This is a genomic window from Streptomyces sp. NPDC015346, assembly GCF_043078785.1.
Taxonomy (GTDB): domain Bacteria; phylum Actinomycetota; class Actinomycetes; order Streptomycetales; family Streptomycetaceae; genus Streptomyces.
In genome coordinates this window covers 166,828-187,827 of record NZ_JBIBTW010000001.1, presented here as the reverse complement: position 1 = coordinate 187,827, position 21,000 = coordinate 166,828, and the positions used below count along the sequence as shown (strand labels likewise).

Annotated in this window: 20 protein-coding genes and 2 tRNA genes; 11 read left to right on the top strand and 11 right to left on the bottom strand. The window is 71.9% G+C overall.

Annotation, left to right across the window (positions count from 1 at the left end):
* Positions 1-11: 11 nt before the first annotated feature.
* Complete coding sequence (locus ACF06X_RS00900; protein ID WP_392285030.1) at positions 12-614, bottom strand: peroxiredoxin-like family protein; 603 nt, start codon at positions 612-614, stop codon at positions 12-14.
* Between the two features lie 71 nt (positions 615-685).
* On the opposite strand from ACF06X_RS00900, the gene ACF06X_RS00895 reads away from it, so the two are divergent.
* The 4 genes from ACF06X_RS00895 (at position 686) to ACF06X_RS00880 (ending at position 2,768) form a co-directional block, all read left to right on the top strand.
* A complete protein-coding gene (locus ACF06X_RS00895) occupies positions 686-1,300 on the top strand; it encodes a TetR/AcrR family transcriptional regulator (protein ID WP_392285029.1) in 615 nt (204 codons plus the stop codon).
* 103 nt (positions 1,301-1,403) lie between these two features.
* Positions 1,404-1,760 (top strand): hypothetical protein, encoded by a 357-nt coding sequence (locus tag ACF06X_RS00890; protein ID WP_392285028.1) that lies wholly within the window; start codon positions 1,404-1,406, stop codon positions 1,758-1,760.
* Positions 1,761-2,032: 272 nt separating this feature from the next.
* Positions 2,033-2,704, top strand: coding sequence for a bifunctional DNA primase/polymerase (locus ACF06X_RS00885; RefSeq protein WP_392285027.1), 672 nt, complete (start codon positions 2,033-2,035; stop codon positions 2,702-2,704).
* Positions 2,695-2,768 (top strand) — tRNA-Lys (locus tag ACF06X_RS00880). The genes ACF06X_RS00885 and ACF06X_RS00880 overlap by 10 nt, the downstream gene beginning before the upstream one ends.
* Before the next feature lie 75 nt (positions 2,769-2,843).
* Here the strand turns inward: ACF06X_RS00880 and ACF06X_RS00875 are convergent.
* Positions 2,844-4,061: a M6 family metalloprotease domain-containing protein gene (locus ACF06X_RS00875; RefSeq protein WP_392285925.1), complete on the bottom strand. Its 1,218-nt coding sequence runs from the start codon at positions 4,059-4,061 to the stop codon at positions 2,844-2,846.
* 467 nt (positions 4,062-4,528) lie between these two features.
* Here ACF06X_RS00875 and ACF06X_RS00870 point away from each other — a divergent pair, with 467 nt between their 5' ends.
* Positions 4,529-6,427, top strand: a complete 1,899-nt coding sequence (locus ACF06X_RS00870; RefSeq protein ID WP_392285026.1) for a putative bifunctional diguanylate cyclase/phosphodiesterase — start codon at positions 4,529-4,531, stop codon at positions 6,425-6,427.
* A gap of 99 nt (positions 6,428-6,526) precedes the next feature.
* On the opposite strand, the gene ACF06X_RS00865 is transcribed toward ACF06X_RS00870, so the two are convergent.
* Positions 6,527-8,236 carry a glycosyl hydrolase family 18 protein gene (locus tag ACF06X_RS00865; RefSeq protein ID WP_392285025.1) on the bottom strand — a complete coding sequence of 570 codons (1,710 nt, stop codon included), beginning with the start codon at positions 8,234-8,236 and terminating at the stop codon, positions 6,527-6,529.
* 247 nt (positions 8,237-8,483) lie between these two features.
* Positions 8,484-9,590: an LLM class flavin-dependent oxidoreductase gene (locus tag ACF06X_RS00860; protein WP_392285024.1), complete on the bottom strand. Its 1,107-nt coding sequence runs from the start codon at positions 9,588-9,590 to the stop codon at positions 8,484-8,486.
* 88 nt (positions 9,591-9,678) lie between these two features.
* Between ACF06X_RS00860 and ehuB the strand changes: the two genes are divergently transcribed.
* From ehuB to ACF06X_RS00830, 6 genes are all read left to right on the top strand, one after another.
* On the top strand, positions 9,679-10,569 hold the full coding sequence (ehuB, locus tag ACF06X_RS00855; protein WP_392285023.1) for an ectoine/hydroxyectoine ABC transporter substrate-binding protein EhuB: 891 nt from the start codon (positions 9,679-9,681) through the stop codon (positions 10,567-10,569).
* Positions 10,566-11,225, top strand: coding sequence for an ectoine/hydroxyectoine ABC transporter permease subunit EhuC (gene ehuC / locus ACF06X_RS00850; protein ID WP_392285022.1), 660 nt, complete (start codon positions 10,566-10,568; stop codon positions 11,223-11,225). The genes ehuB and ehuC overlap by 4 nt, the downstream gene beginning before the upstream one ends.
* Positions 11,222-11,869 carry an ectoine/hydroxyectoine ABC transporter permease subunit EhuD gene (ehuD, locus tag ACF06X_RS00845; RefSeq protein ID WP_392285021.1) on the top strand — a complete coding sequence of 216 codons (648 nt, stop codon included), beginning with the start codon at positions 11,222-11,224 and terminating at the stop codon, positions 11,867-11,869. Before ehuC ends, ehuD begins: the two co-directional genes overlap by 4 nt.
* Positions 11,862-12,602, top strand: a complete 741-nt coding sequence (gene ehuA / locus ACF06X_RS00840; protein WP_392285020.1) for an ectoine/hydroxyectoine ABC transporter ATP-binding protein EhuA — start codon at positions 11,862-11,864, stop codon at positions 12,600-12,602. Before ehuD ends, ehuA begins: the two co-directional genes overlap by 8 nt.
* 167 nt (positions 12,603-12,769) lie before the next feature.
* The gene (locus ACF06X_RS00835) at positions 12,770-13,528 is read left to right on the top strand and encodes an IclR family transcriptional regulator (RefSeq protein WP_392285019.1); all 759 of its coding nucleotides are present in this window, start codon (positions 12,770-12,772) and stop codon (positions 13,526-13,528) included.
* A gap of 138 nt (positions 13,529-13,666) precedes the next feature.
* Positions 13,667-13,740 (top strand) — tRNA-Lys (locus ACF06X_RS00830).
* 73 nt (positions 13,741-13,813) lie between these two features.
* Here the strand turns inward: ACF06X_RS00830 and ACF06X_RS00825 are convergent.
* From ACF06X_RS00825 to ACF06X_RS00795, 7 genes are all read right to left on the bottom strand, one after another.
* On the bottom strand, positions 13,814-14,476 hold the full coding sequence (locus tag ACF06X_RS00825; RefSeq protein ID WP_392285018.1) for a response regulator: 663 nt from the start codon (positions 14,474-14,476) through the stop codon (positions 13,814-13,816).
* Positions 14,407-15,708 (bottom strand): sensor domain-containing protein, encoded by a 1,302-nt coding sequence (locus tag ACF06X_RS00820; RefSeq protein WP_392285017.1) that lies wholly within the window; start codon positions 15,706-15,708, stop codon positions 14,407-14,409. The genes ACF06X_RS00825 and ACF06X_RS00820 overlap by 70 nt, the downstream gene beginning before the upstream one ends.
* 145 nt (positions 15,709-15,853) lie before the next feature.
* Entirely contained in the window at positions 15,854-17,335 is a 1,482-nt protein-coding gene (locus tag ACF06X_RS00815; protein ID WP_392285016.1) for a SulP family inorganic anion transporter, read from the bottom strand.
* 11 nt (positions 17,336-17,346) lie between these two features.
* Positions 17,347-17,928: a carbonic anhydrase gene (locus ACF06X_RS00810; protein WP_392285015.1), complete on the bottom strand. Its 582-nt coding sequence runs from the start codon at positions 17,926-17,928 to the stop codon at positions 17,347-17,349.
* 97 nt (positions 17,929-18,025) lie between these two features.
* Complete coding sequence (locus ACF06X_RS00805) at positions 18,026-18,421, bottom strand: hypothetical protein (protein WP_392285014.1); 396 nt, start codon at positions 18,419-18,421, stop codon at positions 18,026-18,028.
* 134 nt (positions 18,422-18,555) lie between these two features.
* Positions 18,556-20,253 carry an AMP-binding protein gene (locus ACF06X_RS00800; protein WP_392285013.1) on the bottom strand — a complete coding sequence of 566 codons (1,698 nt, stop codon included), beginning with the start codon at positions 20,251-20,253 and terminating at the stop codon, positions 18,556-18,558.
* Positions 20,254-20,305: 52 nt separating this feature from the next.
* On the bottom strand, positions 20,306-20,896 hold the full coding sequence (locus ACF06X_RS00795) for a lytic polysaccharide monooxygenase (RefSeq protein ID WP_392285012.1): 591 nt from the start codon (positions 20,894-20,896) through the stop codon (positions 20,306-20,308).
* Positions 20,897-21,000 lie beyond the last annotated feature (104 nt).

The following is a 21,000-nucleotide window of genomic DNA, read 5'->3' as shown; positions in this document are numbered from 1 at the left end:
TGACCCGTTCGTCAGGAGGTCGCGGGCGACGGGGTGGCGGAGGCGGCCGCGGCCAGGGCGAGCAGTTCGTCCACCGACCACTGGTCGTCGACGTGTTCGCCGTACTTCGCCGCCACGATCCGGCCGTCGGCCCCGATCAGGAAGTCGGCGGGCAGGCCGAACCGTCCGCCCCGGGGGCGGAGCACCGGCGGCTTCTCGCGGCCGCGCAGCATGCCCCAGGTGCCGACGAGGACGGCCCGGAGCATCGGCCACCACGCCCGGGGCACGAGCAGCGCCCGGGGCGCCGACTCCACCCCGAACGCGGTGTAGAGCAGCTTGTCGGGGTCGGCGACGACCGGGAACGGCAGGCCGTCCAGGTGCGGGCGCAGCTCCTCGGGCGGCGAGTGGAAGACCACGACCTCCCGCACGCCGGCCGCCTCGATCTCCTCGTACCGCCGTACCACCGACCGCAGGTGCAGATGGCAGACGGGGCAGCCGGCGAAGCGCCGGAACTGCAGATGGATCAGGCGCGTGGGATCGGGGTCGGGGACGGCGACGGGCGGGCCGAGGAGCGGGGCGAGCGTCTGGACGGGGGCTGAGGAGCCCGGCTTCAGCAACCCTCGGGGCATGCGCATGGAGCACCTCTCATGTAGGCGTACGGCGTACTCCTAACAGCGTAGGCGTATGTCGTACGCTGTCAACCGTCATGCCACGACCCCGTTCACTCACCCAGGACCAACTGGCCGCCGCCGCCCTCGCCGTCATCGACCGCGACGGGCTCGCCGGCCTCTCGATGCGCGCCGTCGCCAAGGAACTCGGCATGAGCACGATGGGGCTCTACCGGTACGTCGCCGACCGCGACGAGCTGGAGGGGCTGGTCGTCGAGCGCGTCCTGAGCACCGTCGACCCCACCCCGCCCGCCACGGACGCGCCCTGGCGGGACCGGATCGAGGTCATGGTCCGGCGGCTCCGCGACAGCGTCAGCGCCCACCCGGCGGCCGTCCCGCTGACCATGACCCACCGGCACCGGCTGCCCGGCCTGCTGCGCTGGTCGGAGTCGATGCTCGGGCTGCTCGCCGAGGCGGGCATCGAGGGCGAGCGGCGGGTCGTCGCCCTGCGCGGCCTGATCAGCTACGTCGTCGGGGCGATCCAGCTCGAACACCTGGGGTCGCTCTCCGGCCCCGGGACCGTGGTCATCTCCGAACTGCCACCGGACCGCTTCCCGTACATGGCGGAGGCCGGCCGTCACGCGCGCGGGATCGACGCCGACCGGGAGTTCTTCGGCGGGCTCGCGGTGTATCTGCGCGGCCTCGGCGACTGATTCTCCGTCGGCCTTCCCGCCCTCTTGCGCGAGGCGGGAGAATGGAAGGCGGCGGCCCGGGTCTCCGGGCCGTGCGCGTGCGCGTGCGAGGAGGAGAAGGACGATGGCGGAATCCGCGGAGCGGAACGGGCAGCGGCGGCTCCGGCCCGCACCGCTGATCTTCGAGCCTGCCGAAGCGGCCGCCGACCCCGAGCACTTCTTCGACCTGGAGTCGATCGAGGATCCGCGCGAGCTGCTGTCCCGGGCGACCGAGCTGACGCTCGCCTTCCGGGCGGCGACGGACCGGGCGATCGAGTTCCAGGCGATCGCGGCGGCGCAGCTCGCCGACCCCCGCCGCTTCGACCGGCTGACGCCCGCCGACGTCGCCGACCGGGCGGAGTGGACCGAGGACTACGCCCGCAAGATGATCGAGTTCGGCCGCGACCTGATCCGCTCGGGCGGCCGCCCACCGGAGGAGTGAGCCACGGGCGGCCGGACCGGACCGCGCCCGACCGGACCCGACCGCGCCGGACCGGACCGCGCCGCGCCGAACCGGGCCCGACCGCGCCGGACCGCGCGGAGAGTGCGCTGGGAACGCGCCGGGTCGTGAGCCCCGTGCGCCCCCCGGTCGGACACCCTTCCCCCACCCATATGGCATATGCCGGGGCGAAAGATACTCCTCCCGTACCCGCCCTGTCCGGGTTTCCGTCAACTCTCTGAAACGGAACGGTGACTGCCGGTAGATCTTGTCCCATGAGCGCATGGCTGCGAGACGAGACCCCCCTGAGCCCCGCCCAGAGCGACACCGACGAGCGGCGGACCGACCGGCCCGACATCTTCCGGTTCCTCCGGGACCGGGACGAGGGGCGGCACCAGGCCGCCCGGGTCACGGCGGCCGGGGCCGGCTGGCTCGCCTCCGCCGCCGCGTATCCGCGCTCCACGCTCGCGCTCTGGGAATCCCGCCCGACCGCCCCCGCCGTACTCCCCTGCGGAACCGTCTTCGACGTCGTGAACGTCGACACGATCTTCGGGCGCCGGATGCTCGACCGGCTCTGGTCGGAAGGCCCCGGCTCCGGACCCGTCGCCCTCCACCGGGGCCGGATGCTGCTCTTCGCCGCCCCCGGGACGGCGCAGCGGTTACCGTCCCTGCTCGACTGGGAGGAGTGGAGCGACGCCGTCCCGCCGCCGCTCTGCCACGGCACCGGCGACGCCGTGACCATCCCCCCGCTCGCCCCGAGCGAACCGACCGGCGCCCGCTGGGTCGTCGCCCCCGACACCCGTCACCCCTGGCTCCCCGGGCCGGAGGTCATGCTCTGGGCCTGCGTCCGGGCGGTCCGGGCCGCCTCCGCCGCCGACGTGCGGATATCGATTTTTCCTCCCGCCGATCAGGATGCTAAGGTCTACGACGTCAGCAGGCGCCGCTAGCTCAGTTGGTTAGAGCAGCTGACTCTTAATCAGCGGGTCCGGGGTTCGAGTCCCTGGCGGCGCACAGACGGAGAAAGCCCCTCGCGGAAGCGAGGGGCTTTTTCGTGCGTCAGGGACCCACGCCGCACGCCCTCCACCGTCAGCCCTCCACCGTCACCTTCACCGTCCACGCGCCCGCGCGCGTCCGGTCCGCCACCTCCACCCGGGTGCCCTCGCCCGGCACCGTGAACGTCTCCCCGACCCGCAGCGGAGCGTCCGCGAGCGGCGGGTACACCGAGCGGTCCCAGCAGGCCTCGGTACGGGGGTGGGTGTCCACGACCTCGACCGGCCCCTCCCCGGACGCCGCCTCGTTGCGTACGCGGTAGATCAGCACACCCTCCGTACAGGTGTCCCGGTCGTTGCCGGTCGAGCCGCGTGCCTCGATCGCCAGCGCCGTGCCGTGCCCCGTCCGGACGACCGCCAGGCGGGTGCCGACCGTGCCGCCGGGCACCGGCGCCGCCGCCAGCGACTCCAGGCTGAGCAGGTGGGTGCCCGCGCCCTGGACACAGCTCACCTGGGCGCGCTCCAGCCAGCCCAGCTTCCACTTGTGCCAGCCGAAGAGGTCCGGGGCGAGGCCGAACTGGCTGCCCATGACGTCCCAGTCCCCCACATGGGTGTCCCAGTCCCCCTTGCCGTCCGTCGGCCGGTGGTAGAGGTCCGGCAGGTCGAAGACGTGGCCGGTCTCGTGGGCGAGGACGTTGCGGTCCGGCGGGTGCCGTTCGAAGACGGTGACGACGCGCCTGATCTCCGTACCGTCCACCGTCAGCGGACGCTCCAGGTTGACGACCTTCGTGGCGTCGGAGTCCACGCCCGGCGCGTCCGGGTCGGCCACGAGGTAGACGATGTCGTACCGGGAGAAGTCGACCTCGTCGTCCACCGCCGCCAGCGCGTCGCGCAGGTACGCGGTGCGCTTCGCGGCGTCCCAGTCGCGCTGTATGGCGTACGCGGTGGAGGAGCGCGGCATGCGGGTCCACTCGCGGAGGGGGTGCGGGCGCAGCGTGAAACGGCCGTAGGAGGCGCGCCGGAAGAAGTCGCTCGTGCCGGGGAAGTGGTCGGCGGTCAGCTCCTCGGGCGTGGTCAGCGGGGTGGAGTCCGGGAAGGACAGGAAGATCATGGCCGCGTCGAGGGAGCGGCGGGGCTGCGGGTAGGAGCCGTTCCAGGTGTCCAGGCCCAGGGAGTGGTGGGCGGCGGTACGGGGCAGGGCGCAGGGGCCCGCCGAGGGGGCGCCCACGGCGGGGCCCGCCACGAGCCCGGTCGCGGCGAGCGCCACGAGGGAGGTGAAGGCCGCCGCTCCGGCGCGGAGCCGGGCGAGATCCACCCCACCGCCGGCCCCACTGCCGACTCCCCCGCCGACCCCACCACCGACTCCGCCGGCGGCTCCACCGCCGACTCCCCCGGCCACTCCCTCGGGTGTCTGCTGACCCCTCACGTAGACCTCCGGCTCCGGAATGCGGGACACCTCACCCACCTTGTGGTGATTTGCGGTGTTTCGCACTTTTCCGCTGCCCCAGTCGGGTGAGCGGGCGACACGGGGTCGACGCGACACGAGCCCTCGATGGCTCACGGAACGTCACAATCGGTCAGGCCCCCGTCGTCCCGCGTCAGACCCGCGCAGAAACGATCGGGCAGGGTGGGCGGCGGGACGGCTGAGCGCGTCCGCAGGGCGGGATGACGCCCACGGAGCTGGAACGGCCCCCGGGCCTGCCTCTATGATCGGCACACTTTCCTTGGCCGACCCCATCCCGACCACGTCTGTACGGCCCAACTGCACTACGGGAGCGAGCGGTGAGCGGAACCCCCGAAGGACCGGTGCACACGCAGCTCTCGTCAGCGCGGGAGCACGCGCCCCCGGTCACGGAGCGTCATCACGACCACCATCCGGTCGACGAGGAGCGCCCCACCGTCGACCGGTGCGCCACGGAGATGCGCGACTACCGCGCCGCCTTCCGCGCCGCCCAGCTGGCCATGGCCGTCGTCGACCAGGACGGCCTCGTCGTCTCCGCCAACGACGCGCTCGGCACCCTCTTCGGCACCGAGGCCGCCGCCCTGCGGGAGCAGGCCGCCGCCGACCTCGTCGACCTCGCCTCCGACGGCCGCACCTGGCACGCGTACCGCGAGGTGCTGCGCGGCCGCCGCTCCCGCTTCCGCTGCACGCGCCGCCTCAAGCACCCCGACGGGCGCTCGCTCTGGGCGGAGGTCACCGTCTCCCCGGTCCCGGACAGCCGCCGGGTGCTGCTCGCGATCGCCGACATCAGCGACCGCCGCGAACTGCAGGCGCGCCTTCGCCATCTCCAGATGCACGACCCGGTGACCCGGCTGCCCAACCGCACGCTCTTCTTCGAGCGGCTCTCGGCGGCCCTGGAAACGGCTTCCCAGGACGACGAGACGCCGGAGAGCGGATCGTCGTACGAGTCGTACGAGTCGTACGGGCATGGCGGAACAGGGCGGATCGGTCTCTGCTACCTCGACCTCGACGGCTTCAAGGCGGTCAACGACACCCTGGGGCACCGGGTCGGCGACCGGCTTCTCGCCGCCGTGGCCGCCCGGTTGACCGAGTGCGCGGACAGCGACGGGTACACCAGGAGCGGCGGGCATCTGGTGGCGCGGCTCGGCGGCGACGAGTTCGCGATCCTGGTCGAGGAGTCCACGGGGACGGAACAGCTCGCGGACCTGGCCCAGTCGGTGCTGTGCGCGCTCCAGCGGCCCTTCGACCTGGCCGGGCAGCGGCTCTCGGTGTCCGCGTCGATCGGGGTGGTCGAGCGGGGCGCCCGCGGCACGACGGCGACCGGACTGATGCAGGCCGCCGACACCACGCTGTACTGGGCGAAGGCGGACGGCAAGGCCCGCTGGACGCTGTTCGACCCGGAGCGCAACGCGCACCGGATGACCCGGCAGGCGCTCTCCTCGACGCTGCGACCGGCGGTGGAGCGCGGGGAGTTCGCGCTGGAGTACCAGCCGCTGGTGGGGATGGCGGACGGGGCGGTGCGCGGGGTGGAGGCGCTGGTGCGCTGGAACCATCCGCAGTTCGGGACGCTGGCGCCGAATCGGTTCGTCGGCATCGCCGAGGAGGACGGCTCGATCGTCGAGCTCGGCCGGTGGGTACTGCGGACGGCGTGCCGCCAGGCCCGGCAGTGGCAGCAGGACCATCCGCGCAGGCGGCCGCTGTTCGTGAGCGTCAACGTGGCGGTACGGCAGGTCTGGGACTCGGATCTGGTGGCGGACGTCGCGGGGATCCTGGCCGAGACCGGTCTCGCCCCGCACCTGCTCCAGCTGGAGCTGACCGAGTCCGCGGTGATGGGCTCGGCGGGCCGCCCGCTCCAGGCGCTCCAGGCGCTGAGCGACATGGGTGTGCAGATCGCGATCGACGACTTCGGTACGGGCTACTCGAACCTGGCCTATCTGAGCCGGCTGCCGGTGTCGGTCCTGAAGCTGGACGGATCGTTCGTCCGCGGCTTCCAGGACGAGGCGCACGCCAACCCGGCGGACGAGCTGATCGTGGAGGCCCTGGTCCAGCTGGCCCACCGGCTGGGTCTCACGGTCACCGCCGAGTGCGTGGAGACCTCGGGCCAGGCGACCCGCCTGCGCCGCATCGGCTGCGACACGGGCCAGGGCTGGCTCTACTCCCGCGCGGTGGCCCCGGACCGTATCGCCGAACTCCTCGGCGCCGCGCCCCTGCTCGTCTGAGGCGACCGGCCCGCCCGAGGCGGCCGGAGACGTGGAACCGCCCCCGGCCGGAGGGACATCCGGGCGGGGGCGGTGGTCACTGAGGGGTGCCGGCGAGGGTCAGCAGGCGCCCTGGTCCTTCCAGACTCCCCATTCGCCGGTCGTGCCCGGCTCCTCGTTCTGGGTCCACCACTGGGCCTTCCAGGTGCGGCCCTTGTGGGAGACGAGCGAGCCGCCGGTGTAGACCGTGCCGGCCACGTACGCCGGGGAGGTGCAGCCGGTCGGCGCGGTGGGGGTCGGCGTGGGCGTCGGGGTGCGGGTCGGCGTGGGGGTCGGGGTCGGCGTGGGCGTGGGGGTGGTGGGGGGTGTCGTCGGGGAGGTCGGGGAGGAACCGACCGCCGTCACGATGTCGTTGAAGAGCGTCGCGTTGGCGTCCAGGCCGAGGAGCGAGTACATCATCGCGCCCGCGAGGCCGCGCTGGTGGCCGTAGTCGGCGCGGGCCTGGATGGTCCGCTTGTCGAGGCCGGTGAAGAACTCGCCGTCCTTGTAGAAGTACGCCGACTTCGCCTGGTCGTCCCAGAACGTCGTGGCCGCGTTGTCGACGATGCCGCCGAGCTCCTTGTAGTGCGCGATGCCCGCCTGCTGGCTGACCGGGCGGGCCGCCGAGGCGCCGGTGGCCGGCTGCGCGAGGCCGTTCGCGGTTCCGGCCGGGACGCCCTTCCAGCCGCGGTAGTAGAACTCGTAGCCGAGCGTCAGCTTGTTCGCCGGGAAGCCGCCCGCGATGCCGTAGGCCGGCTTGCCGTCGATCCAGGAGTCGATGGCGTTGTCGATCGAGTACTTCTCGGTGCCCGGCTTGATCGGGTCGGTCGGGTCGTTGGCGCCGGAGTACAGCGGCGACTGGTGGTACGTCGGCCCGTCGCCGTCCCAGGCGCCGTGCATGTCGTACGTCATGATGTTGGCGTAGTCGAGGTACGCGCCGATCTTGTCCGTCTCGATGTGCTTGATCTTGTCCTGGCCGGCCGGCAGGGCCGCGGTCAGCAGGTACTTCTTGCCGCCGTTCGCCGCCCCGTACGCGTCGAGCTGCTTGCGGAATTCGGCGAGGAGCAGGGTGAAGTTGGCCTTGTCCTCGGGGCCGTAGTGGTTGCCGAGGTGGCCGTCGGGCGAGCCCGGGTACTCCCAGTCGATGTCGATGCCGTCGAAGATGCCGGCCGCCGTGCCCGGACCGCCGTAGCCGCCCTCGACCGGCAGGTCGCCGGCGATGTACTGCTTGACGCAGGACGCCACGAACTTCTTGCGGCTCGCGTCCGTCTTCGCCGCGTCGTGGAAGTACTTCGAGTACGTCCAGCCGCCGAGCGAGATGTTGATCTTCAGGTGGGGGTGCTTCGCCTTCAGCTCCTTGAACTGGTTGAAGACGCCCACGATCGGCTGGTCCCACTTGTCGGCCACGCCGTCGACGCTGTCCGCGGCCGAGAAGGAGCGCTGGTAGTCGGCGTACGAATCGCCCGCGCCGTCACCGGCGTTGGGGTTGGCGTCGTCTCCGGCCGCCTTGTTGGCCTCGAAACAGGTGAGTTCGGTCGGGTGGATGTTGCCGAACGAGTAGTTGATGATGTCGAGCTTGCCCGCGATGCCCCGGGTGTCGAGGTGCTTGGGGTAGAAGGCGTTCCCGTACACGCTCCACTGGTCGTAGTACGCGATCTTCACGCCGCCGGTCGAGGGGGCGGCGGCGGTGTCGGCCGCCTGGGCGGAGCCGAGCCCGACGGTCGCGGCGAGCGCGCCGGCGGCGAGGGCCGAGCTGAGCAGCGCGGCGAGAAGGGGTTTGCGGGGGTGCACGAGCGGCCTCCGAGGGGATGACGCGGTACGGGAGATGGTGCAGTGATAGCCCCCGCGCGAACAGCGCGTCAATGGTCTGAACCAGATTGAGGACTAGACCAATTCGGGAAGGAAAGCCCTTGTCAGAAGCGTGCGACGGAAAGCGGAACCGCCCGCCACCACAGGTGACGAGCGGTTTAAGGTTCACTTAATGATCTTCCACGAGGTGGTTCGGGAATGAACCAACCCGCCCACGGCAGCCAGGTTTTCACACCGCCGGAACGCCCGCGTCCGGCAGGCCGTACGCGTCCGCGATCAGGTCGTAGCTGCGCAGCCGGACGTCGCCGCCGTGCGCGTTCGCCGTGATCATCAGCTCGTCGGCGCCGGTCCTCTTGCGCAGATCGTCCAGACCTGTCCGCACCTCGTCGGCCGTGCCGTGGATGACGTTGGAGAGCCAGCCGCTCACGAAGTCCCGCTCCGTCGGGCTGAAGGCGTACGCCTCCGCCTCCTCCGGCGTCGGGATCAGGCCCGGCCGGCCCGTGCGCAGGCGCAGCATCGAGAGGGCGCCCGTGAGGACCTGGCGCCGCGCCTCCTTCGGGTCGTCGTGGGCGAGGGCGGAGACGCCGATCAGCGCGTACGGCGCGTCGAGGACCTCCGAGGGCCGGAAGGAGTCCCGGTAGAGGTCGAGGGCGGGCAGCGTGTTCTGCGCGGAGAAGTGGTGGGCGAAGGCGAAGGGCAGACCGAGCGTGCCGGCGAGGCGGGCGCTGAAGCCGGAGGAGCCGAGCAGCCAGATCGGCGGACGCCCCTTCGGGCCCTGCACCGGTCCGGGGACGGCGTGGATCCGGGCGTAGGGGTGCCCGTCGGGGAAGTCGTCGTCCAGGAATCGGGTCAGCTCGGCGAGCTGCTGCGGGAAGTCGTCCGCACCCTCGCCCGGCGTCCGCGTGCGGCGCAGGGCGGCGGCCGTGGCCCCGTCCGTACCGGGTGCGCGGCCGAGTCCGAGGTCGACCCGGCCCGGGGCGAACGCCTCCAGGGTGCCGAACTGCTCGGCGATCACCAGCGGGGCGTGGTTGGGCAGCATGACCCCGCCCGAGCCGAGCCGGATGCGGCGGGTGTGCGCGGCGAGATGGGCCAGGATCACGGCCGGCGAGGAGGAGGCGACACCGGGCATGGAGTGGTGTTCGGCCACCCAGTGGCGGTGGTAGCCGCGCCGCTCGGCGAGCCTGCTGATCTCGACACTGGTGGCCAGCGCCTCACCCGCGGTCCGCCCGCTGCCGACGGTCACCAGGTCCAGTAGGGACAGCGGCACGGGTGAGTCCCCGTGTGCCGTGCCCCGAATCGCGTCGCTCACCGTTGACGACCTTCCGCGCGAAGACATAGATACGACCGAGAGAACAGGAGGCTGTCTCCGCTTATTCCGGAAGGTCACAGGAATGGCCGGTGCCGCTTCGGGTAGCCGGGCGCCCATGGCTCGAACAGCTCGCCCGAGATGGACAGAACAGACAACCCGCCGCACACTGCTCCTCGGCGCCGCCGGGGCGGCCGTCGCGGCGACCGCCGGGACCGCCGGCTGCGCCCGCGTCGCCTCGGGCGACACCCTGGGCCGCCTCAGATCCCAGCGGACGGTCCGCCTCGGCATCGCGGGCGAGGTGCCCTACGGCTACGTCGACGACCAGGGCGCCTTCACCGGCGAGGCCCCCGAGCTCGCCCGGGTCGTCTTCCAGCGGCTCGGCATCGAGAGCGTGCAGCCCGTCGCCACCGACTTCGGCTCCCTCATACCCGGCCTCAACTCCCAGCAGTTCGACGTCGTCTCGGCCGGGATGTACATCAACAAGGAGCGCTGCGCGCAGGTCATCTTCGCCGACCCCGAATACCAGATGCTCGACTCCTTCGTCGTCCGCAAGGGCAACCCGAAGAACCTGCGCTCGTACGAGGACGTCGTCCGCGCCAAGGCCCGCCTCGCGACCGGCGGCGGATGGGCCCAGCTCGGCCACGCCGTGGGCGCCGGCTACCCGGAGAAGGACATCGTGGTCCTCCAGGACCAGGTGGCCGGTCTGAACGCGGTCGAGTCCGGCCGCGTCGACGTCTTCGCCGCCACCGCCATCACCGCCCGCTCGGTCGTCCACAAGTCCACCAGGGCCGAGGCCGTCGAACCCTTCGCCGCCGTCGTCGACGGCGAGAAGAAGATCGACGGCGGCGCCTTCGCCTTCCGCCCCACCGACACCGCCCTGCGGGACGCCTTCAACACCGAGCTGCACCGGATGAGGAAAAGCGGCGAACTCTTCCGGATCATGCGGCGCTTCGGCTTCACCGAGGCCGAGATGACCACCCTGACCGCCGAGGAGCTGTGCCGATGACCGCGGGACTCTGGCAGAACTGGGTCCTGCCCGGCATCTGGATCACCCTCCAGCTCCTCATCGCCTCCGCCGCGCTCGGCGCCCTCGTCGCCTTCACCGTCGGCACGGCCCGTACCCACCGCTCCCGCGCCGTCCGCTTCCTCGCCGGGCTCTACACCGAGGTCTTCCGCGGCACCTCCGCGCTGATCCTGATGTTCTGGCTCTTCTTCGTCCTGCCGCCGCTGGTCGGCTGGCAGCTCGTCCCGATGTGGGCGGCGATCCTCGCGCTCGGACTCTCCTACGGGGCCTACGGCGCCGAGATCGTGCGCGGCGGCCTGAACGCCGTACCGAAGACGCAGCGCGAGGCGGGCATCGCGCTCAGCCTCACGCCCTGGCAGCGGCTGCGCATGGTGCTGCTCCCCCAGGCCGTGCCCGAGATGATCCCCTCCTTCTGCAATCTGCTGGTCGAGCTGCTCAAGGGCACCGCCCTGGTCTCGCTGCTCGGCGTCGGCGACGTGTCCTTCGCCGCCTATCTGGTGCGGCTCGCGACCCAGGAGAGCGGCACGATCTACACGGTCACCCTGCTCGTGTACTTCGTGATCGCGCTGGTCATCACCCGCTCGATGAAGGCGCTGGAACGACGGACCAAGGCGAATCTGGGGGTGGTGGCCAAGTGAACTGGGACTGGTCCGCGGTGGTGGACTTCCTGCCGCGCTTCTGGGACGGACTCCTCGTCACCCTTCAGGTGCTGGTGCTCGGCTCCCTGCTCTCCTTCACGCTGGGCCTGGTGTGGGCGCTGGGCTTCCGGGCCCCGAGCCGCCTCGTCCGGTGGCCGGTGCACGCCGTCACCGAGTTCGTCCGCACCACCCCGCTGCTCGTGCAGCTCTTCTTCCTCTTCTTCGTCCTGCCGGAGTGGGGCGTGCAGTTCTCGGCCCTGACCACCGGCACGCTCGCGATCGGCCTGCACTACTCGACGTACACCGCCCAGGTCTACCGGGCCGGCATCGACGCCGTACCGGCCGGGCAGTGGGAGGCGGCGACCGCGCTCAGCCTGCCGCGCCACCGCACCTGGCTGACGGTGATCCTGCCGCAGGCCCTGCGGCGGATCGCGCCCGCGCTCGGCAACTACGTCATCGCGATGCTGAAGGACACGCCCCTGCTGGCCGGAATCAGTGTGCTGGAGCTGCTGCAGCAGTCCCGTCTGGAGAGCGCCGCCACCTTCCAGTACACCGAGCCGCTCACGGTGGTCGGCGTGGCCTTTGTCCTGATCGCGTATCCCGCTTCCCTGCTCGTCCGTTCCCTGGAGCGCCGCCTTGTCTGAAGAACTGATCCGATTCGAGAACGTCACCAAGCGCTTCGGGGACAACACCGTCCTCGACGATCTCTGCTTCTCGGTGCGCGCGGGGCAGCACGTCACCCTGATCGGACCCTCCGGTTCCGGCAAGACGACGATCCTGCGGCTCCTGATGACCTTGGAGAAGCCGGACGCGGGGACCATCCGCGTCAACGGCGGAAAGCTGCACCCGGCCGACGAGAAGCACCGGCGCGAGGTCCGCAAGAAGATCGGCATGGTCTTCCAGCACTTCAACCTCTTCCCTCACATGTCCGTGCTGCGCAACATCACCGAGGCGCCGGTACGGGTCCTCGGGAAGAGCCGGGAGGAGGCCGAGGCGCGCGGGCGCGAGCTGCTCGACATGGTCGGCCTGGCCGACAAGTACGAGGCCAGACCGGCACAGCTCTCCGGCGGCCAGCAGCAGCGGGTGGCGATCGCGCGGGCGCTGGCGATGGAACCGAAGGTGCTCCTGCTCGACGAGGTGACGTCGGCGCTCGACCCGGAGCTGGTCGCGGGCGTGCTCGATCTGCTGCGGGAGATCGCCAGGACCACGGACATCACCATGATCTGTGTGACGCACGAGATGAACTTCGCCCGGGACATCTCCGACGACGTACTGATGTTCGACGGGGGACGGGTGATCGAGTCCGGTTCTCCCGAAAAAATCTTCTCGGATCCGGAGCACGAGCGGACACGCGAGTTCCTCGGCGCGGTGCTCTGACCTGAGACTCTGTCGAACAGGTGTGACTCTGGCATATGCCAGGGTGGTGCGCCCCAGCGTACGGCGCTGGGGCGCCGCATCATTCTCGCCAACAGCCGCCCCGTAAACGGCTCTTGAAGGCTATCGTGGTACGGAAGCTTGCGGTCACAACCTGGTAGGGGGAAACCGTGGCGCTGAAGCCCGAGCCCACCGCGCCGTTCCACTCGGTGCAATACGCCCTGCGCGTCCTCGAGACGGTCTCGCGGCACGGTGGCGGGGTGACAGATGTCCAGATCGCGCGTGAGACCGGTCTGCCCGTCGCCCACCTGTCGTCCCTGCTCCTGATGCTCCGCCGCGAGGGGTACGTCGAGCAGGTCGCCGACGGCGCCTATGTGATCGGCGACTCCCTGGTCCTCCTCGGCTCCGGCATGACGCGCCGCGAGGCGCTGGAGGGCAAGCTCCAGGAGACCCTGACCGAGCTGCGCGACTCCGTGGGCGCCGCGGTCTACATCAGCCGGTACATCGACGGCGAGGTCAAGATCACCCAGTTCGCCGACGGGCCGCGCACCCCCAAGGTCAACGAGTGGGTGGACTTCCGCTCCGCCGCCCACGCCAGCGCGGTCGGCAAGTGCCTGCTGACCCAGCTGGACCAGAACGGCCGCCGGGACCACCTCTCGCGCCACAAGATCGCCCGGCTCACCTCCCGGACGATCACCAACGAGAAGGTGCTCTTCTCCAAGCTGGACAGCCAGCCGCCCACCGTGCCCGTGCTCGACCTGCAGGAGTACGCCGTGGGCACGGTCTGCGCGGCGGTGCCGCTGACGGCCGGCGCGGCCGTGGGCTGCCTGGCGCTCTCCCTGCCCATCGAGCACGCCCACCGGCTGCGCTCGGCGGCGGACACCCTGAACCGACGGGCGGCTCCGGTGGTGCTGTCGCTGGCCATCTGAGCCGGGCCGCCGGTCCGGACTGGGGCGGGGCTGGGCCGGCTGGGCGGGGAAACTGCCTGGTCAGAGCCCTGGGCGAGGCGTGCGCCGGGGTGGTCACGAGCACCCCTGGGGACCAGGTAGTATTTTCTCTGTCAGCAGGCGCCGCTAGCTCAGTTGGTTAGAGCAGCTGACTCTTAATCAGCGGGTCCGGGGTTCGAGTCCCTGGCGGCGCACAGACGGAAGAAGCCCCTCGCGCAGGCGGGGGGCTTCTTCGTGCTTCCCGGACGGCTTCCCGGGACCGGTCCGTCAGGCCCGCAGATAGGTGAGGACCGCGAGGACCCGGCGGTGGGTGTCCTCGGCCGGCGGCAGGTTCAGCTTCCCCAGGATGTTGCCGATGTGCTTGCCCACGGCGGCCTCGGTGACCACCAGCCGGCGGGCGATCTCCCCGTTCGAGTGCCCCTCGGCGACCAGCCCGAGCACCTCCCGCTCACGCGGGGTGAGCGCCTCCAGCGGATCGCGGTGGCGGCGCAGGAGCTGGCGTACGACCTCGGGGTCCACGACCGTGCCGCCGTCCGCGACCCGGGTCAGGGCGTCCAGGAACTCCTCGACCTGGCCGACCCGGTCCTTGAGGAGGTAGCCCACCCCGGTGCCGTCGCCCGCGTCCAGGAGATCGGCGGCGTAGGTGCGCTGCACGTACTGGCTCAGGACGAGGACCGGCAGCCGGGGGCGGTCGGCGCGCAGGGCGACGGCGGCGCGCAGCCCCTCGTCCTGGAAGCCGGGCGGCATCCGCACATCGGTGACGACGATGTCCGGGTCGTGCTCCTCGACGGCGGCCCGCAGGGCGTCCGCGTCACCGACCGCCGCGACGACCTCGTGGCCGAAACGCGCCAGGAGCCCGATCAGCCCTTCGCGGAGGAGGACGCTGTCCTCGGCGAGGACGACACGGAGGGGGCGGGCAGCGGTCGGCACGGAATCTCCACTCGTAGGACGGTCGGCCCGCCCATGGGGCTGATGATCGTCAGTGTGCCATCGAGGACGGCGATCCGGTCGGCGAGCCCGGTCAGACCGGAGCCGGCGGCCGGGTCGGCGCCGCCCCGGCCGTTGTCGTACACCTCGATCCGCAGCGTCCCGCTCTCCCACCGGGCGGTGATCCGGGCCTCGGTGGCGCCGCTGTGCTTGCCGATGTTGGCGAGGGCCTCGCAGACGACGAAGTAGCCGGCGCTCTCCACGGGGGTGGGGAGCCTCGGCAGGTCGACGTCGGTGACGACGGGGACGGCGGAGCGGTCGGCGGCGTCGGCGAGCGCGGCACCGAGGCCGTAGTCGGCGAGGACCTGCGGATGGATGCCGTGGATGAGTTCCCGCAGCTCGGTCAGGACCCGGCCGGCCTCCTGATGGGCCTTGGCCAGCTGCTCGGCGAGCGGCCCGGGCGGGGCGTCGAGCCGGGCGAGGCCCAGGGTCATGGTGAGGGCGACCAGGCGTTGCTGGGCACCGTCGTGGAGGTCGCGCTCGATCCGGCGGCGCTCGGCCTCGAAGGCGTCGACCAGCCGGGCGCGGGAGGCCGTCACCTCGCCGATCCGGTCCCGCAGCTCGGCCTCGCGCGGGGCGAGGAGGGCCCGGGCGAGTGCGGCGCGGGCACCCGCGAGGGCGGCGAGGGGGTGGAGGAGCACGAGGAGCAGGACGACGCCGAGGGCGGTGGCCGCGAAGGCCGCCGGATACGTCGTGACCAGCGGCCCCTTGGCGACCCGCACCTCCTCGCCGTCCAGGGCGAGCTGGACGGGCGCGGCCATCAGAAGAGCGGGCAGACCGAGGGCGAGTGCGAGCACGATCAGGTCGAGCGGCCACAGGACGGTGGCGTGCAGCACGGCGTACGCGAGCTCCCGCCAGGTGGCCTGTTCCCGGACCCGTACGCGGAGCCAGGCGGCCAGGCCGGGGGCGTCGGGGACGCGGTGCGGGTCGGCGGCGGGGTCCAGCTCGACGAGCCGGAGCCGGCGGCGCTCGACGCCGCCGAGGGCGACTCCGGCGAGGAGCAGGAGCGGGAGCCCGACGAGGACGAACGAGAACACGAGGAGCAGAAGCAGTACGAGGAGGGCGGGGGCGCCGGTGACGACCCCGCTCGCCAGATATCCGGCGGACCGCCAGGGCCAGGCGGTACGGAGGTATCGGCGCCGGGTCAGGGCCTGCCAGGGGGTTCGCGGCTGCATGCGCCTCACGGTAGGCGGCGGTGGGCGGCCGGGCCATGGTGGTGAGGGGCGTCCGGGAGGTAGGGCTGGGCCTACCCCCGGACGCGGGACGCCGGGCGTCGAGTGTCCCTCACGGGTGGTCAGGGTCCTGATGGACGAGGGGCCTTCAGACCGGTTCGGCGGAGGCGGCCTTCACCAGAGCCGTGACCTTCACAGGCTCCGTGTCGGCCGCGCTGTGGCGTTCGGCCCAGGAGTCCAGGGCCGTACGGCAGGCGTGGTCGAGATGGTGCAGGCCTGAGGTGTCCAGCTCGACCGGGCGGTCCTGGGGCAGCGCCTCCAGGCTGTCGAGGATCTTCGGCAGCCGCAGGAAGGTCGCGTTGCCCGACAGGCGTGCCTGGATGGGGCCCGCCCCCTTGTCGATGACCTCCAGTTTGATGTGCGAGGTCTCCCACGCGGTCTTGATCACGGACAGGGCCAGACCGATCAGCACACCCTCGAACATGTTGACCACGACGATCGCCACGGCGGTGACCACCAGGATCAGCGCCTCGCCCCGGTGCGCCCGCCAGAGCGAGACGACCCCTCGCAAGGGGATCAGCTTCCAGCCCGCGTGGACCAGGATTCCCGCGAGCGCGGGCAGCGGGATCAGCGCGAGCGCCGCCGGGAGCAGCGCCGCGAACAGCAGCAGCCACACGCCGTGCAGGACCCGGGACGCCTTGGTCCTGGCGCCCGCCGCCACGTTGGCGGAGCTGCGCACGATGACCGCGGTCATCGGCAGCGCGCCGAGCACACCGCAGAGCGCGTTGCCCGCGCCCTGCGCCATGAGCTCCTTGTCGTACCGCGTGCGCGGACCGTCGTGCAGACGGTCGACGGCGGCGGCGCTGAACAGGCTCTCGGCGGAGGCGATCAGGGTGAAGGCGAGGATCGTGCCGATGAGGGCCGGGGAGGCCAGGCCGCCGAGGGCGTCGGCGCCGGGCAGCTGGATGGAGTCGAGCAGGCCGTTCACCTCGACGGTGGCCACCGGCAGGCTGAACGCCCAGGTGACCACCGTCGCGACGAAGACGGCGGCGAGCGCGCCCGGCACGGTGCGGGCCTTCTTCGGCAGCTTCGTCCACCCCACCATCAGGGCGATGGTGCCCGCGCCGATCGCCAGGGACGCCAGGGCTCCGGGGCTGCCGATCGCGTCGACGGCGGCCCCGGGCAGCCCCAGTATCTTGTCGACGCCGGAGGCGGGGGCCTTCAGGCCGGCCGCCGCGTACAGCTGGCCGGCGATGATCACCAGCCCGATGCCGGCGAGCATTCCCTCGACGACGGAGACGGAGATCGCGCGGAACCAGCGCCCCAGCTTCAGGGCGCCCATGAGGAGCTGGAGCACTCCGGCGGCCAGCACGATCACGCCGAGGGCGGGGAGACCGAACTCGGTGACCGCCTCGAAGACCAGCACGGTCAGGCCGGCGGCCGGGCCGGACACCTGAAGGCTGCTGCCCGGCATCAGACCGGTGACGATGCCGCCGACGATGCCGGTGACCAGGCCGAGTTCGGCGGGGACGCCGGAGGCGACGGCGACACCCACGCACAGCGGCAGGGCCACCAGGAAGACGACGAGCGAGGCGGCGAAGTCCTGGCGTATGTAGGGGAATTTGCTCATAGGGCCCTCCCTCACAGCGCTTCGAAGGTGTCGGTGTCCGCGCGGTGTTCGCGCACGGCACCGGTGTGGACCTCGTAGTACCAGCCGTGCAGCCGGAGCCGGCCGGAGTCCAGCCGCTTCTCGACGCAGGGGTAGGAGCGCAGCCGCTGCAGCTGCGCCAGGACGTGGTTCTGCACGGCCTCCGCGACGGTCGGGTCGGCCGGGTCGGAGCACTTGGGCTGCTCGGCGGCGTGCGCGAGCCAGTCCCGTACGGCCGGAACGGCGTCCAGGTCGTCGCCGCGCACCACCGCGCCCACGGCGCCGCAGTGCGAGTGGCCGCAGACCACGATGTGCTCGACGCCGAGGACCTCCACGGCGTACTCGATGGTGGCCGCCTCTCCGGTGGGGGTGCCGGAGCCGTACGGCGGGACGATGTTGCCCGCGGTGCGCAGCTCGAAGAGCTGGCCGGGCCGGGCGCCGGTGATCAGGGCGGGTACGACCCTGGAGTCGGCGCAGGTGATGAAGAGGACCTCGGGGGACTGGCCTTCGGCCAGCTTGGCGAACTCCTCAGGGCGCTGTCCGAACGTGCGGGCGTTGTCGATGAGGGGCTGCATGGCGTGGTGATTCCTCCTGGCGCGTCGTGGGGACGCGTCGGCATGTGCGGGGCAGTGGTGATGCGTGGGGGGGGGACGTGGGGGGCTGCTCCACCGATCAGCAGCGGAACACCTGGAGCGCGGCCGGAGCGTGTGCTCTCGAGGGTCTCGGCATGTGGGGGTGCGGGGAGCCGGAGGCGGCCGGTTCGGGCGCCACGGAGGTGTGGTGCGCCGGCGACGGCCGCTCGGATATCCCGGGGTTGTCGGCGATGCGCGACCGGTCACGGGTGCGCAGGGGGCCGGTCGGATCGCCTGGCCGGCCGGCGTCGTGACAGGTGACGATCTGGCCGCGCGACGCCTCGCTCTCGGGCGCGGCGACGGGCTGAGCCTTGGCCACGGCATGACGCGCCGTATGCGCATATGCGAAGGACGCCGTGGCCGCGAGGAGTTGGCAGGCGACCAGGACGGCGGCGAGCAGCACGAACGCGGGCCGGGCCGTCGCACCTCGGCGCATGCGCCTCCCTCTCGCGGTTCGCAACGTCTTGCGCAGACCAACAGTTGGTCAACGACCGGTCAAGGATGACGATAACTCGGCAAAGTCGTTTGCAGGGTTAACCGAACGTTACGAGCCGAAGAGCGCCCGAAAACCTAGCTTCGTCGGCGTGGCAGCGCGCCGCCCGCGACGACGGCGGAGGAACCGGAGGCCGGCAGAGGACGCCCGTGGGCGGCGTACTCCGCGCGCAGGGCCGACACGGCCCGCGGGGTGAGGCGCTCGTACGGGGCTCCCGGCGCCGGTCGCCACCACACCGGGTCCTCGCAGAGGAACGACTCCCGGCGCAGGGCCACCCGGTGGACCTTGTTCGTCGCCGTCAGCGGAAGCTCGGGCATGACGCGGACGAAGCGCGGAGGCATCTTCGTGCCGAGGTCCCGCTGGGCGGAGAGGAAGTCCTGGAAGGCCTCGGGGTCGAACACCGCGCCCTCGCGCAGCGCGAGCGCCGTCATCACCTGGTCCCCCGCGACCGGGTCGGGTATCGCGTAGACGGCGACGCCCGCCGCGCGCTCCCAGCGGGAGAGGATCCGCTCGATCACGGCCGCCGCGAGGTTCTCGCTGTCCACCCGCAGCCGGTCGTCCGTGCGCCCCGCGAAGTACAGGAAACCCGCCGCGTCCCGGTAGAAGAGGTCACCGGTCCAGTACCAGCCGCCCCGGAGCCGGGCCGCGTCCGCCTCGGGGTTGCGCCAGTACCCCTCGAAGGGGCTGCGGCCGCGGTTGACCAGTTCGCCGATGGCCGCCTCGGCGTTGAGCAGCGCCCCGGAGGGCGAGAAGACCGCCGGCTCGCACTCCCGGCCGGTCGCCGCGTCCACCACCGCGAGATCGTCCCCGGGCGCCGCCCGCCCGACCGCCCCGGTCGGCGTGTCCGGTGTCCGCCGGATCGCCGCGCCGCCCTCCGAGGAGCCGTACCCCTCCACGAGCCGCACCCCGAACCGCGCCTCGAACCGGGCCGCGTCCACCGCCCCCGCCTCCGTACCGAAGCCGAGGCGCAGTCGGTGCGCCCGGTCGTCGGGACCTTCCGGGGTGGCCAGGAGGTACTGGACCGCCCGGCCGACATAGGTGAAGTAGGTCGCGCCGAACTCCCGTACGTCCGGCAGGAACCGGGAGGCGGAGAACCGGGCCCGCAGCGCCACCCCCGCGCCCGCCACGAGCGCCGGCGCCCAGTCCGCGATCACCGCGTTGCCGTGGAACATCGGCATGCAGATGTAGTGGACGTCATCGGGCCCCAGTCCGAAGTGGGTGACGAGCGAGCCGCCCGCCGCCGCGAGCCGGCCCTGGGTGCAGACGGCCGCCTTGGGCGCGCCCGTAGAGCCCGAGGTGAAGTAGAGCAGCATCCGGCTGTCGGGGCGCACGGGCCGGACGGTGGCCTCGCCGGGTTTCGCGGCGCGGTAGGGGGCGAGCAGCTCCCGGTAGGCGTCGGTGTCGGTCACCAGGACCCGTACGCCCGGCAGGGGGAGCCCGTCGAGCAGGGGAAGGTGGGCGAGTTGGGTGACCAGGACACGGCAGTCGGTGTGGACGATGTCGCGGGCCAGTTCGGCGCCGCGCCGGGTGGGGTTGATCCCGGCGACGGCGGCCCCCGAGAGGGCCGCCGCGCTGAGCCAGAGGGGGAACTCCGGCGTGTTGTCGAGGAGCACCCCGAGGTGCGGCTCGGCACCTCGGGGCAGCAGATCGACGAGCAGCGCTGCCCGCGCTGCGGCTTCCGCGGCGACCTGATGGTGGGTGAGGGTGGCCTCCCGGCTCCTCAGCCCGATCCGGCGATCGCCCCACTGACGCTGCACGAGCTCCGCCACGGTCATACGTCGGACGGTAACTGACTGTCCGTCAGGACTGAACGGTCAGAACGAACAGTCAGAACTCAACGTCCGAGCAGGCGTAGAAGGCGTTCGCGGTGTCCGCGATCGTCCAGACCGCCAGGATCAGATGCTTGCCGGTCTTGCCCGCCGGGATGGTCCCGGAGTGCGAGAGCGTGGCCGGCGGCTGCTGGCTGTTGTACGGGACGGTCAGGAAGGGCTGGGAGTCGAGGGCCGCCCGGGTGAGCGGCTTGGTCCGGTCCCAGCCGTTCTTGGTGATGTAGTACCGGAAGTCGGTGGTGCGGTGACGGGCGGTGAACTGCCAGCGGAAGCTGTAGCTCTGGCCTGCCGTGACCCTGGTGGCGGGCCAGTTGCCACCTCGCGGGTCGTCGAGCTGGGCGAAGTGGGCGAGGCCGGCGGAGCAGATCCTGCCGTCGGCGGGACCGGCGGAGGGGAAGCCCTTGGGGCCCTCGACCGACTGCGGCTCCCACTGGATGGAGCCGCAGTTGGTCACGGTGCCGTTGGCGCAGAGCTTCTGCCGGCTGATCGGGGAATCGGTGTAGCCGTGGCTACTGGCGCTGCTCGTGGCGAAGAGGGAGGCGCCGGCGACGCCGAGCGCCACCGCCGCCATGCCTATCTTTTTGCGCATGCTGTCGCTCCAGGTGAACGTGGGGGAGTTCTGGGCCGTGCTGCACGCGTGCGGTGGGTGGTGCGTGTGCGGTGGGTGTGGTGCGTGTGCGGTGGTGTGGTGCG

What these genes read in the sequence shown, in the direction of transcription:
- ACF06X_RS00900 (WP_392285030.1), bottom strand. Translation starts at nt 614, where the DNA reads ATGCGCATGCCCCGAGGGTTGCTGAAGCCGGGCTCCTCAGCCCCCGTC.
- ACF06X_RS00895 (WP_392285029.1), top strand. Translation starts at nt 686, where the DNA reads ATGCCACGACCCCGTTCACTCACCCAGGACCAACTGGCCGCCGCCGCC.
- ACF06X_RS00890 (WP_392285028.1), top strand. Translation starts at nt 1,404, where the DNA reads ATGGCGGAATCCGCGGAGCGGAACGGGCAGCGGCGGCTCCGGCCCGCA.
- ACF06X_RS00885 (WP_392285027.1), top strand. Translation starts at nt 2,033, where the DNA reads ATGAGCGCATGGCTGCGAGACGAGACCCCCCTGAGCCCCGCCCAGAGC.
- ACF06X_RS00860 (WP_392285024.1), bottom strand. Translation starts at nt 9,590, where the DNA reads ATGTCTTCGCGCGGAAGGTCGTCAACGGTGAGCGACGCGATTCGGGGC.
- ehuB (WP_392285023.1), top strand. Translation starts at nt 9,679, where the DNA reads ATGGCTCGAACAGCTCGCCCGAGATGGACAGAACAGACAACCCGCCGC.
- ehuC (WP_392285022.1), top strand. Translation starts at nt 10,566, where the DNA reads ATGACCGCGGGACTCTGGCAGAACTGGGTCCTGCCCGGCATCTGGATC.
- ACF06X_RS00820 (WP_392285017.1), bottom strand. Translation starts at nt 15,708, where the DNA reads ATGCAGCCGCGAACCCCCTGGCAGGCCCTGACCCGGCGCCGATACCTC.
- ACF06X_RS00815 (WP_392285016.1), bottom strand. Translation starts at nt 17,335, where the DNA reads ATGAGCAAATTCCCCTACATACGCCAGGACTTCGCCGCCTCGCTCGTC.
- ACF06X_RS00810 (WP_392285015.1), bottom strand. Translation starts at nt 17,928, where the DNA reads ATGCAGCCCCTCATCGACAACGCCCGCACGTTCGGACAGCGCCCTGAG.
- ACF06X_RS00805 (WP_392285014.1), bottom strand. Translation starts at nt 18,421, where the DNA reads ATGCGCCGAGGTGCGACGGCCCGGCCCGCGTTCGTGCTGCTCGCCGCC.
- ACF06X_RS00800 (WP_392285013.1), bottom strand. Translation starts at nt 20,253, where the DNA reads ATGACCGTGGCGGAGCTCGTGCAGCGTCAGTGGGGCGATCGCCGGATC.
- ACF06X_RS00795 (WP_392285012.1), bottom strand. Translation starts at nt 20,896, where the DNA reads ATGCGCAAAAAGATAGGCATGGCGGCGGTGGCGCTCGGCGTCGCCGGC.